Source organism: Kaistia soli DSM 19436 (assembly GCF_900129325.1).
In the GTDB taxonomy this organism is placed as follows: domain Bacteria; phylum Pseudomonadota; class Alphaproteobacteria; order Rhizobiales; family Kaistiaceae; genus Kaistia; species Kaistia soli.
The window spans coordinates 19,582-32,101 of the sequence record NZ_FQUP01000009.1; the positions used below are offsets into that span (position 1 = coordinate 19,582).

9 protein-coding genes are annotated in these 12,520 nt (G+C 63.6%); 5 read left to right on the plus strand and 4 right to left on the minus strand.

What is annotated here, in order from left to right; all coding sequences use genetic code 11:
- Positions 1-469 precede the first annotated feature (469 nt).
- The 3 genes from BUB39_RS23285 to proS form a co-directional block, all read right to left on the minus strand.
- Positions 470-1,198, minus strand: coding sequence for an ABC transporter ATP-binding protein (locus BUB39_RS23285; protein WP_073058464.1), 729 nt, complete (start codon positions 1,196-1,198; stop codon positions 470-472).
- Complete coding sequence (locus BUB39_RS23290) at positions 1,195-2,463, minus strand: lipoprotein-releasing ABC transporter permease subunit (protein ID WP_139251600.1); 1,269 nt, start codon at positions 2,461-2,463, stop codon at positions 1,195-1,197. The genes BUB39_RS23285 and BUB39_RS23290 overlap by 4 nt, the downstream gene beginning before the upstream one ends.
- Positions 2,464-2,525: 62 nt before the next feature.
- On the minus strand, positions 2,526-3,845 hold the full coding sequence (gene proS / locus BUB39_RS23295; RefSeq protein ID WP_073058466.1) for a proline--tRNA ligase: 1,320 nt from the start codon (positions 3,843-3,845) through the stop codon (positions 2,526-2,528).
- A gap of 732 nt (positions 3,846-4,577) precedes the next feature.
- On the opposite strand from proS, the gene BUB39_RS23300 reads away from it, so the two are divergent.
- Positions 4,578-5,885: an NtaA/DmoA family FMN-dependent monooxygenase gene (locus tag BUB39_RS23300; RefSeq protein WP_073058467.1), complete on the plus strand. Its 1,308-nt coding sequence runs from the start codon at positions 4,578-4,580 to the stop codon at positions 5,883-5,885.
- 42 nt (positions 5,886-5,927) lie between these two features.
- Here BUB39_RS23300 and BUB39_RS23305 read toward each other — a convergent pair whose 3' ends face one another.
- A complete protein-coding gene (locus BUB39_RS23305) occupies positions 5,928-6,809 on the minus strand; it encodes an SMP-30/gluconolactonase/LRE family protein (protein ID WP_073058468.1) in 882 nt (293 codons plus the stop codon).
- Positions 6,810-6,968: 159 nt separating this feature from the next.
- On the opposite strand from BUB39_RS23305, the gene BUB39_RS23310 reads away from it, so the two are divergent.
- From BUB39_RS23310 to BUB39_RS23325, 4 genes are all read left to right on the plus strand, one after another.
- Positions 6,969-7,901 carry a dihydrodipicolinate synthase family protein gene (locus BUB39_RS23310; RefSeq protein WP_073058469.1) on the plus strand — a complete coding sequence of 311 codons (933 nt, stop codon included), beginning with the start codon at positions 6,969-6,971 and terminating at the stop codon, positions 7,899-7,901.
- Between the two features lie 237 nt (positions 7,902-8,138).
- On the plus strand, positions 8,139-9,221 hold the full coding sequence (locus tag BUB39_RS23315) for a substrate-binding domain-containing protein (RefSeq protein ID WP_073058470.1): 1,083 nt from the start codon (positions 8,139-8,141) through the stop codon (positions 9,219-9,221).
- Between the two features lie 177 nt (positions 9,222-9,398).
- Positions 9,399-11,684, plus strand: a complete 2,286-nt coding sequence (locus BUB39_RS23320) for an ABC transporter permease (protein ID WP_073058471.1) — start codon at positions 9,399-9,401, stop codon at positions 11,682-11,684.
- A 15-nt stretch (positions 11,685-11,699) separates the two neighbouring features.
- Complete coding sequence (locus tag BUB39_RS23325) at positions 11,700-12,491, plus strand: ATP-binding cassette domain-containing protein (RefSeq protein ID WP_073058472.1); 792 nt, start codon at positions 11,700-11,702, stop codon at positions 12,489-12,491.
- Positions 12,492-12,520: the final 29 nt, after the last annotated feature.

Sequence of the window (12,520 nt, forward strand, 5' to 3'; positions counted from 1 at the left end):
CTGCAGTGCGGCCGCACCCGCAACGCGCGCTCGCGCGGCGACAGCACGCATGGACGCCCAGCTGGCGAACCTCGAAATCAAAACCACCCGACCGCGACCGAACGAGAGAACTGCTGAAGTGCCGTCCAAATTAGTCATCCAGCGGCCTTTTTAGCTTCGAGCCTCGACGATGCGCCATGTTCGCATGCTGCGGTTTCAAGTTCAACGAAGCCCCGCCCGCCCACCGGCCTCGCTGCCGATGAATGCGCTCCAGGTAAGACCATCGCCGGTCCTGACGCGAGGAGCCGCTTCGAATTCCACAATCGCGCAACGCCCGATTCAGCGTTGCAAGGCCGCTGCATAATCGGCGCTCACCAGATCCTGCCGGGCGCGGACCATGCCAGCAATCAGGAATACATCGCGCAGGATGAAGACGAAGCCGAATTGGCGATGCGGGCATCAATCAGCAGTTTCTGCTCGGTTGCACGGCTCACAATTCCACCACCTTGCCGGCCTGAAGCGTGATCCGGCGGTCCATGCGTTCCGCCAGCTCCATATTGTGCGTCACAATGAGCGCCGCGAGGCCGGAGGCTCGCACCAGCGCCGCCAGCGCATCGAACACATAGTGCGCAGTCGTCGGATCGAGATTGCCGGTCGGCTCGTCGGCGAGCAACAGGCGCGGTGCATTGGCAACGGCGCGCGCGATCGCGACGCGCTGCTGCTCACCGCCCGAGAGTTCGGACGGTCGATGCTGGATACGGTCCCCAAGGCGCATATAGGACAACAGTTCCTTCGCGCGCCTGGCGGCCTCCGGTTTCGATAGGCCGCGGATCAGCTGCGGCATCATCACATTCTCAAGGGCCGAGAATTCGGGCAGCAGGTGATGGAACTGGTAGACAAAGCCGATCTTCATGCGCCGGATCGCCGTGCGCTCTGCGTCGCTGGCAACGCTCACCGGCACCTCGTCGATCAGCACCTCGCCCTTGTCGGGCTTTTCGAGCAGCCCCGCGATGTGGAGAAGCGTCGACTTGCCGGCTCCCGAGGGCGCCGCAAGCGCGACCAGTTCTCCTGGCGCGACGGCAAGCTCCGCGCCATCGAGAATGCTGAGACGGCCCGCGCCTTCGCGAAAATGGCGCTCGATGCCCTTGAGGCGCAGGACCGGCGGCGGGGCGGCGCGACGCTCGATGCGCCTGTCCGTGGTGGTCGTTGGCTGGCTCATTCGTATCGCAGTGCCTCAACGGGATCGAGCCGGGCGGCGCGCCAGGCGGGATAGATAGTGGCGAGATAGGAAAGGATCAGCGCCATCAGCACGATGCTGGTGACCTCGGTCCCGTCCATCTTCGCCGGCAGGCGCGAAAGGAAATAAAGCTCGGGCGAGAAAATCTCCGTCCGCGTCAGCCAGGACACGAACTGGCGGATGGATTCGACATTCCAGCAGACGATGGTCCCGAGAATGACGCCGAACAGCGTGCCAAAGGTGCCGATCGCCGCGCCTGTGATGAAGAACACTCTGAGGATTGCCCCGCGCGTCGCGCCCATCGTCCTCAGAATCGCGATGTCATGCCCCTTGTCCTTCACCAGCATGGTGAGGCCGGAAATGATGTTGAGCGCCGCGACGAGGACGATCAGCGTCAGGATCATGAACATCATGTTCCGCTCGACCTCGAGCGCCGAGAAGAACGTCATGTTGCGCTCGCGCCAGTCCGTCACGAGGACCGGCCGTCCCGCGGCGGTCTCGATTGCCGATCGCAGCGCGCCGGTCTGCTCCGGATCATCGAGATAGATCTCGACCGCCGTCGCCTTGTCGTCCTGGTTGAAATAGAGCTGTGCCTCGGAAAACGGCATGAAGACAAACGAGGAGTCGTATTCCGACATGCCGATCTCGAAGATGGCATTGATCGGGTAGGCCTTGACGCGCGGGGTCACGCCCATCGGCGTCACCGCGCCGCGCGGCGAGACCAGCGTGATCTTGTCGCCGATCGTCAGCCCGAGTGCTGTCGCGAGCCGCGTGCCGATCGCGACGCCGCCGGCGGTGTCAAAATTGTCCAGCGTTCCCTGCCGGATATTGGACGACATGCCGGGCAGGCTCGGCAGATCCTGCGCGCGCACGCCGCGCACCAGGGCGCCGCTCGAATTGCTGGCGCCGGATGCGAGCACTTGGCCCTCGACGAATGGAATCGCCGCCTTGACGCCTTTCACCATCGCGATGCGGCTGGCGACATCGGCGAAGTCAGTAAACGGCGTATCCGTCGGCTGGACGATCATGTGACCGTTGACGCCGAGAATCTTGCCGATCAGTTCGCCGCGAAATCCGTTCATCACCGCCATCACGATGATCAGCGTCGCAACGCCGAGCATGATGCCGATGAACGAGAAGCCGGCGATGATCGAGATGAACGTCTCGCGGCGACGGGCGCGCAGATAGCGCCCGGCGAGCATCCATTCAAACGGTGAAAACGGCCTCGTGCCTGTCGGCTCCGCCATCGCAATCCTGTCCAGAGGGGCGCGGGAATCGCACCTTGCAGCCGACGGATGCCCGTCGCGGATCAGCCCGCGACCAGCCGATTCACCGCAGCGTCGAGTGTAAGCGTTTCACGCTCGCCCGTCGCGCGCCGTTTCAGCTCGACCTCGCCATTCGCGAGACCTTTTGGACCGACGATCAGCTGCCAGGGCAGTCCGATCAGATCCATGGTCGCGAATTTGGCTCCAGCCCTGCCGTCGACATCATCGTAAAGGACTTCGATTCCGGCATTCATGAGGCGCTGATAAAGACCATCGCACGCCGCATCGGTATTGGCGTCGCCCGCCTTCAGATTGATGAGCCCGACCTGGTAAGGCGCGATGCTCGAAGGCCAGATGATACCGGCATCGTCATGGCTCGCCTCGATCACGGCAGCCACGAGCCGCGACACGCCGATTCCGTACGATCCCATATGGACGTCATGGTCGGCACCGTCGGGTCCGCTCACCTTGGCGCCGAGCGGCGTCGAATATTTGGTGCCGAAATAGAAGACCTGGCCGACCTCGATGCCGCGGGCCTCGAGCCGGCGATCTTCGGGGATCGCTTCGAACGCAGACTTGTCGTGCATCTCCTCGGTCGCGGCATATTTCGTCGTCCAAGCCGAGACGATCGGCGTCAGGTCGCCCGAGAAGTCCGTATCGGCGCCGGGGACGGGCGCGTCGAGCGCCTCCTTGTCGAGGAACACAGCGCTTTCACCGGTCGCGGCCAGCACGATGAACTCATGCGTTGCATCGCCGCCGATCGGGCCTGAATCGGCGCGCATCGGAATCGCCTTGACGCCGAGCCGGTCGAACGTGCGCAGATACGCAACGAACATGCGGTTATAGGAGCGGCGGGCGGCGGCCTCGTCGATGTCGAAGGAATAGGCATCCTTCATCAGGAATTCGCGGCCGCGCATCACGCCGAAGCGGGGGCGTACCTCGTCCCGAAACTTCCACTGGATATGGTAGAGATTGAGCGGCAGCTCCTTGTAGGAGCGCACATAGCTGCGGAAGATGTCGGTGATCATCTCCTCATTGGTCGGGCCGTAGAGCATTTCGCGCTCGTGACGGTCCTTGATGCGCAGCATCTCCTTGCCATAGTCGTCGTAACGCCCACTTTCGCGCCACAGGTCCGCCGACTGCAGCGTCGGCATCAGAACCTCGATCGCGCCGGCGCGATCCTGCTCTTCACGAACGATACGCTCGATATTCGCAAGCACCCGCTTGCCGAGCGGCAGCCAGGAATAGATGCCCGCGGCCTGCTGGCGAATGAGACCGGCGCGCAGCATCAGGCGGTGGGAGACGATCTCCGCTTCCTTGGGCGTGTCGCGCAGCGTGGGCAGGAAAGAGCGGGAAAGGCGCATCAGGAAAAGGCTCCGGGCGAGTCGAACGGCCGACATCAAGCAATAAACGACGGCGATTACAAGGAGAACCGGGCAAATGCGAAGGGTAACTGGCAAGGAATGCAGCAGTCTCCGCAGCTTGCCGCGACGCACTGGAATGAAGGCGCCGCACCATCCGAAAGCATGTTTTACTAAGGTCAGTCATGCTGTCGCAAAAAAAGTGGGCGACGGTTGCACAAATTGATGACAAGGCCTTCGGCATTGGATAACGTCCCGGACCATAAGAAAGGGATCGGCAAGTTTAAGCACGGTCCCACCAACAGGCATCGCGGTCTAAGTCTTGGGAGGAAGCTCCCCTTCTGGCGCGCCGTAAGGCTGCAGCCGCCGGGTTCGAATAATCAATTCGAATGCCCTCGGGCACAAAGCCCGGCACGGAAGGGGTAGAACGCGAACTATATAAAGCAAGGCTCGCGAGGGCCTTGCTTTTTTTATTGTCCGTTCGATGGCCCATCAACTTAACCTATCCTTCGGACTTGCTTGCGAGCCGCCGTCCGGGGCGCCCTGATCGTTCAGGAATCAGCCGGTTGTATCATCGGCGGAAGCCCGCCAGCCTTGCGCGCTCGATGGCCGCGGAAGGCCGGTTCGGACGACGGCTTCTTTCGAGGCAAACGCTGCCGAATATCTGGCCTTTGCAGCCTCTCGCCGCCATTCCATCCTCGCGATGCGACACGATGCGAATGGGATCCTTGAGACATGGCGGGTAATCGTTTTCACCTCGGCTGGTTCACGACCTTTGGGATCGACGAATGGAACGACCCATTCGCCTCCGGCGGGAAACCCTGGGACGGTGCCTTCTATGTCGAGATGGCGAAGGCGCTGGAGCGCGCCTGCTTCGACTACATCATGTTCGAAGACACCCTGATGCTGCCCGAAGCCTGGGGCGGGACCACGGAGGCCTATCTCAAATCCGCGATCATGGTGCCGAAGCACGATCCCCTGCCCCTCGCGGCGCTGATCTCGGCTGCGACCAAGCAGCTCGGCGTCGTCACGACAATGTCGACGCTCGCCTATCCGCCCTTTCTTCTCGCCCGCCTCGCGGCGACGATGGATCATATCTCCGGCGGACGCTTTGGCTGGAACATTGTCACGTCGGGCGAGGACACGGCGGCGCAGAATTTCGGGCTCGAAAAGCTCCCGCCGCGCGAACTGCGGTACGACATGGCCGACGAATATATGCAGCTGGTCGGCCAGCTCTTTGGTTCGTGGGATCCCGATTCGATCGTCATGGATCGCGAAACCGACACCTATGCGGATTTCAGCAAGGTGCGGCCGATCCATTTCAAGGGCCAGTATTTCTCATCGCGCGGGCCGCTGAACACCGCGCCCATGCCGCAGGGACGTCCGACTTATGTCCAGGCTGGCGGCTCTCCGAAGGGGCGGGCCTTCGCGGCGAAATATGCCGATTCTATCATCGCCACGGCTAACGGCATCGAGGGGATGAAGGCCTATCGCGATGATGTCCGCGCGCGGGCGGCTGCGATCGGGCGTAACCCGGACGAGATCAAGATCCTGTTCCTCGCCGCACCGATCCTCGCCGACACAGTCGAGGAAGCGCGAGCGAAAACAGAGCGGGCCGTGAACGCGCCTGGATTCGTCCAGCGGGTCCTGGCTCTTTTTGGTTCCTTCACGGACATCGACTTTTCGACCTACGACCTCGACAAGCCGCTGCCGGAAAAGCTGGTGACGAATGGCGAGCAGGGCTCGCTCGACAAGTTTCAGCAATGGGGGTCGGGCAAGACGCTGCGCCAGCTTGCCATCGATGGCGGTATGTCCGGATCGGTCGAACTGATCGGCACGCCCGAAACGGCGGCCGAACGCATGGGCGAGGTCATGGAGGCCGTCGGCGGCGATGGCTTCCTCATCACGGCACCGTTTCATCGCATAAGCCGCCGCTACATCACCGAAGTGACCGAGGGTCTCGTCCCCGCCCTACAGCGGCGTGGACTCGTCCGGACGGCCTATACGCAGCCGACATTGCGCACGACCTTGAAGGAATTCTGAGAGCGCGGCCGTGGATCGACCACGGCCGCCACACGCCCTGCCCTAGACGTCGCGGAAGCGGAACGCCGGAACGCCTGCGACAAATGCGCGGCCCTTGAAGACAGTGCCCGACAACGGATAGCGCGCGAGCTGCTCCTCCGAACGGCCGTCCCTGAGGCTTGTGACGAACAGCGACTGTCCATCCGCGCCGCCGAAGCACGGCATCGTCGGCGCGGCGGGCACGTCGAAGCTTTCGACGAGCTTGCCATCCGGCTGATAGCGGTTGAGCTTCCCGGCCGAGATTCCTGCGCTCCAGAAATACCCGTCCATGTCTGCGGCGCCGCCATCCGGCCGCCCGATGGAATCATCGGGCTCGGCGATGCGCGTGCGCTCGGAGATTGCACCGGTCGCCGGATCGAACCGCCAGCGATCGATCCAGGGGCCCCTGGTGTCGGTGTGAAACATCGTGCGTCCGTCAGCCGTGAAGGCGAGGCCATTCGACGCCTTGATGCCGTCCACCTTGGCCTCGACCGCACCCTGCGCATCGACCCGGTACAACACCGCGATCGCTGCGCGATCCGCCGCCTCGTTGATGCCGCCGACCCAGAAGGCACCGTCAGGGCCGACCTTGCCGTCATTGAGACGCACCGACGGCGTGTCAGCACCCACGGACGCCAGCGGCTGGCTCTGGCCGGTCGCCGGATCAAACAGCACCACGCTATGCTTCAACGCGACAACAAACCGTCCGCTCTCGCATAGCCCGTATGAGGCGACGAGCTCGGGAAAGCGCCAGATATGCTCTTCGCCAGCCTTGAGGTCGACGCCGTGGATCTCGCCCTCCGGGATGTTGCAGAAGAGGATACGGTCGGTGCGGTCGTCATAGACGGGGCATTCCGCCAGCCTGTGAAGCGTGGGAATCAGCGGGCTGAGGCCGAGATCGTGCATGGATCGGTTTCCTTGCGGGACAGGGGACGGACCATGCCATTTTGTCAGCCGGGCGTCGACCGCGGGCCACATTCTGCCCACGCACATATCGTTCGCCCGATTGACGCCGGACCATGCGAAGCCGCAAGCTCGGGAAGCCAAAGGCAGGGGAGAGGCGCCATGAAAACCGATCCGGTCGAGCCCGCCGATCTGGCGCGGTCCGTCATCAGCGTGCCGCCGCTGCCGCGCCTGGCCAGCGGATCACTATCCGCTGATGAGACGGCACGCCTCATCGACTGGCTCGTGGCCGGCGGTGTCTCGACATTCCTCTTCGGCGGCAACGCCAATCTCTACAATATGGGCGTTCGCGAGTTCGGCGCGCTGCTCGATCTGCTCGAATATGTCACGCCGGATGACGGCTGGACGATTCCCTCAATCGGCGCCGACTATGGCAAGGCGAGCGACCAGCTCGACGCACTCCGCGAGCGCGACTTTCCGACCGCGATGTTGCTGCCAGCTAGCGCGGCAACCACTCCGGCCGGTGTCGCGACGGGGCTGCGCCGCCTCGCCGATCGCTATGGGCGGCCGCTCGTCGCGTATGTGCGAAATGAGGGTTATCTCGCCCCGCGTGATCTCGCGGCGCTGTTCGAGGATGGCGCAATCTGCGCGCTGAAATATGCGATCGTACACACCAACCCGGCCGTCGATGCAACTTTGTCGGCGATGCTCGACGCCGTCGGCTCGGCGGAGCGGATCGTCAGCGGCATCGGCGAGCGGCCGGTGATCGCCCATCTTGGCGAGTTCGGCCTTGCAGGCTTCACGTCAGGATCGGTGTGCATCGCCCCGCACCTGTCGACCGCGATCCTGCATGCGCTGAAAGGCGGCGACAGTCACGCGGCGGCGGAACTCCGCGCCCATTTCCTGCCGCTCGAAGATCTGCGTGATGCTTATTCGCCGATCCGGGTGCTGCATGAGGCCGTCCGCCTCGCCGAGATCGCCGAAACCGGGCCGCTGGCACCGTTCCTCGCCAATATCGATGATGCATCGACGTTGGCCGAGATCGAGACGGCATCGAAGCGTCTTCGCGCTGTCAGCAAGCGGCACAGCGGCTGAACTCTTCGATCGTTCTGCCGCGCCGCACAAGTTCTTCTCAAGACTGTGTGCGTCCGCACAGCAAAAATCCTGCAGCGCAAAAGATACCCGCGCCAAATGGGTAGTTTATCATACGAATAACACCTTGGAATTTCTTGACCTCAACCGGAACGGCCGTTGCGGCACGCCAAACCCTTCAATATGCTGCGCCATCTCGGACGGGGAGGAAACGTCCGGGGATCTTTCGGGAGGAAAAGAATGACCAGGCTCATGAAGACGCTCGCGCTCGGCGCGGCCGTCTCGCTCGTCGGCACATACGCCTATGCCCAGTCCGGCTCGTTGGACAAGGCCGTGGGCGGCTACAGCTTCCAGGACGCGGCCAAGGAAGCGCCAGCCACAAAGGACTTTCATTCGAAGGACGGCAAGCTGACCTTCGCGATCATTACCCACACCGCCGGCAACGGCTTCTTCGACCCGACCTATGTCGGCGCCCAGGTTGCCGCCGATGCCTTCGGCATCAACCTCATCAAGCTCGGCTCGGAGGCGCCGGTCGATGATATTCCGCGCGAGATCGAGATCCTCAACCAGGTGATCAACGATCCGACGATCGACGGCCTGATCATGACGACGCCGCAGTCGGGCGCGTATGACGACATCGTCAAGAAGGCCTTCGCCAACGGCATTCCGGTCGCGACGACGAACTCGTTCGATCCGAAGATCCTGAACCGCTCGCAGATCAGCCACACCGGCCAGCTTTCGGCTGCGGCCGCGATCGGCGGCGAGGCGCTCGCCAAATGCGTGCTCGACAGCGGCGCCAAGGGCGGCTCGATCATCTTCCCGTCGACGACGACGCTCGGCAATGAGGAGGTCAACCGCCGCGTTACCGCCGCCTTCGAGGCAGCCGTGAAGGTGTTGAACGACGCCGGCCGGCTGAACGACTTCAAGGTTGACGCCGGCCCTGAAAATATCGGCATCGACGTCAACAAGGACGACATCACCAATTCCGTCGTCTCACTGATCGAGTCGCGCGGCGATGTCGTCGGCGGCTTCGCGGCCAACGGCTTCGTGACGCCGGCGCTCGGCGACGCGGTTGCGCAGCTGAAGCTCAATGGCAAGATCTGCGCCTTCGGCTTCGACCTTGGCCCCAAGCAGCAGGAGCAGATCCGGACGGGCGCCCTCACCGGCTCGCTCGGCCAGCAGCCGTTCCTGCAGGGCTTCTGGCCCGTGGCCCAGCTCTATCTGCAGATCGACCGCGGTGTCTCCGCCGCCAATCTCGACACGAGCGCGCAGCTTGTGACGAAGGACACGGTCGACCTGGTCGGCAAGCGCTTCGAGAACTGAGCATCGCCTTGGCGGCCCGCGTGCAGCGCGGGTCGCCACTGACTGCAACAGTCTTGTCATTGCTGGGCCTGGCCTGGCGATCCAGCCTATTCGCGCCAGCTCGGCCTCAATCGACACTTCCGGCTCGAGCCAGGGGATGCCGGGGAACCTGCCAGCGCATTCGAGACCGACAGATTCATGACAGCGATCAGCACCGCCCCGCCCCTTCGCCGACGCCTGCCGCTTGAACTGATCGGCGGCTGGGAGGTCGGGCTGCTCGCCTTCATGGTGCTGCTCTATGTGGCTGGCGTCTTCATCAATCCGAAATTCTTCGGCCAGGCCGACGCCTTTTCGGCGATCCTGCGCGACGCGGCCCGCTTCGGCGTGATGGCCGCCGGAATGACCTTCGTCATCGTCAACAAGGATCTCGATCTCTCGGTCGGCTCGACCTTCGGCCTCGTGGCCACGGTCTTTTCGCTCGCCTTCTCGCAGTCCTATTACGACCTCGGTGTCTGGCCGTCCCTGATCGCGGCGATCCTTGCAGGCCTTGCGGTTGGGCTGATCAACGGCTTCTTCGTCACCGTGCTGAGGGTGCCGTCCTTCATCACGACCCTGACAATGCTGTTCATCGGCCGCGGCCTCGTTCTCGGTCTGACTGGCGGCAAGACCGTCTCCTATAGCGAGAAGGCGGCGAGCCAGGCGGCGTGGTTCGTGCAGATCGGCGAAACCAACGCGCTCGGCTTCAACAATCAGATCCTGATCTTCATCCTCGTGACGATCGTCGGCATGGTGGTCCTCGCCAAGACCCGCTGGGGCTATGAGACCTATGCGACCGGCGGCAATGAACTGGCCGCGACCTATGCCGGCATTCCAACCCGGCGCGTGCGCATGCGCGGCTATGTGCTCTCGGCGCTGGCGGCGACGCTTGCCGGCCTGATGAGCGTCGCGCAGGACAAGGGCATCACCTCGCAATACGGCCAGGGCGCAGAGCTCATCGTGATCGCGGCGGTCATCGTGGGCGGCGCATCGATCCTCGGCGGGCGGGGACGATTGCTCGGCGGCGCCCTCGGCGCGATCCTAGTCACGCTGATCGATAAGGTGCTGCGCGAGGGCATTCCGATGACGCGCACCGTCAAGGTGGGCAATATCGACATGCAGGTGCAGGGCATGGCGCAGTTGCCGCCCGGCGCCGTGCCGGCCTTTCTCGGCCTGATCCTGCTCCTCTCGGTGCTAATCGAGCCGTGGATCATCCGCCGCAACGTCTTTCCGCGCCTCTTTGCCCGCATGACGGGCCGGCCCCTGCCCCCGATCATCGAGGTCGGCGGCGTCGCCATTGAGGGCGCGCAGACCAAGGGCTCGTCGGCATCCGATCGGTCGATGCGAGCCCGAGGCCCGATTGGCCGCTTCCTATCGCGCCGGGATGCCGCCGCCATCCTGCTCGCCATCGCGCTCTGGTGCGTCGGGCTTTATCTGAGGCCCGACTTCTGGGGCTCGATCGACAATTCTTTCAACCTGATGCTGTCCTTCACCGAGGTCGGACTGCTCTCGATCGGCATGACCTATGTCATCGCCAATGGCGACATCGACCTGTCGGTGGGCTCGGTGCTCGCCCTATCGGCGGCGACCTGCGCTTTCCTGATGAAGCAACTCGGCTTCGATCCCGCCACCGCGGTCTTCATCGCGCTCGTCGCTGGCGCGGCGGCGGGCCTCGTCAATGCCCTGCTGACGGTCGGGTTTGGCCTGCCCGCCTTCGTCGCGACGCTCGGCATGTTCTACATGGCGCGTGGCATCGGCGCCTGGCTGACGGCGGGGCGGCAGCTATCGTCCTTCCCCGAGGTCTTCAATCTGCTCGGACGCAAGCTGATCGACGCGCTGACCTATTTCGGCATCGCGCCAGCCAAGGGCACGCTCGTCTACGATGTCGCGGCGGCGCTCAGCGTCCAGACCATCTTCATGGTCGTCGTCGCGATCATCGCTGGCGTCGTGCTCGGCAAAACGCCGTTCGGTCAAATGATCTATGCGACCGGCGGCAATCGCCGCGCCGCCGAATATGCCGGCATCAGCACCGGACGGGTACGCGCCATCAGCCTCGTCTTCTCCGCGCTCTGCGCCGCCTGCGCCGGCGTCATTTATGTCGCCTTCCTCAGGAGCTTCAATCCTTCGGCTGGACAGCTCCGGGAACTAGACGCCATCGCGGCGGTCATCATCGGCGGCGGCTCGATCTTCGGTGGCTATGGCACGGTGCTCGGCGCGTTGGCCGGCGCTGCTGTGATCGCCCTGATCCGGGCCCTGCTCTCGCTGCAGTTGATCCTTGGCAATGGCCAATCCTTCGTGATGCCGCAGCACTGGGTCAATGTCTTCATCGGCCTGATCCTGATGGTCGCCGTCGTTGGCGATGTCTGGATCCGCCAGGGCGACCTCATCGGCTCGATCAGGCGACGCCTCGCGGCGCGCCGCGCCATCCATCCTCACGCCGCGTCCTGACGCCGGGAGCCTGCCATGTCAGACCGAAACTCCGCCCCGCTTCTCATCGAAATGCGCAATATCTCCAAGGCCTTCGGGCCGGTGCAGGCGCTGCGCAATATCAATCTGACGCTGGCGCCTGGCGAGATCCTCGGCCTCGTCGGCGATAATTCGGCCGGCAAGTCGACGCTGATGAAGGTGATGACCGGTGCCTATCAGCGCGATTCCGGCGAGGTGCTGGTCGACGGCCGCGAGACCCATTTCAAGAGCCCGCATGAAAGCCGTGAGGGCGGCATCGAGATGATTTACCAGGACTTCGCTTTATGCGGAAACATGGACATCGCGCAGAACATCTTCCTTGGCCGCTGGCCGAGAAAAGGCCTCTTCGTCGATCGTAAGCGCATGTATGCCGAGGCCGACGAGGTGCTGAAGCGGCTCAAGGTCGACGTCAATTCGGTGTTCCAGAAGGTAGAGAGCCTTTCGGGCGGCCGGCAGCAATCGGTTGCGATTGCCCGTGCCATCTCGTTCAATCCGCGCGTGGTGGTGCTTGATGAGCCGACGGCGAACCTTTCCGTCATGGCAACCGAACGCTTGCTGGAGACGATGGCGGAGTTGAAGCGCCACGGCGTCGCGCAGATCATCATCTCGCATCGCCTGACAGACATCTTCGAGGTCGGCGACCGCATCATGGTGATGAAGCGCGGCCAAAATGTCGGCGACCGCTACATTGCCCACACAGACGAGGCCGAAGTGCTGGAGTTGATCGTCTCAGGCACCCCGGAAACGGCGCTGACAGCCGATCAGGCGCTCGCGGCCCGCGCCGCCTGAAGGTTCGCGGCGAAGGTTCGACAGCGGCG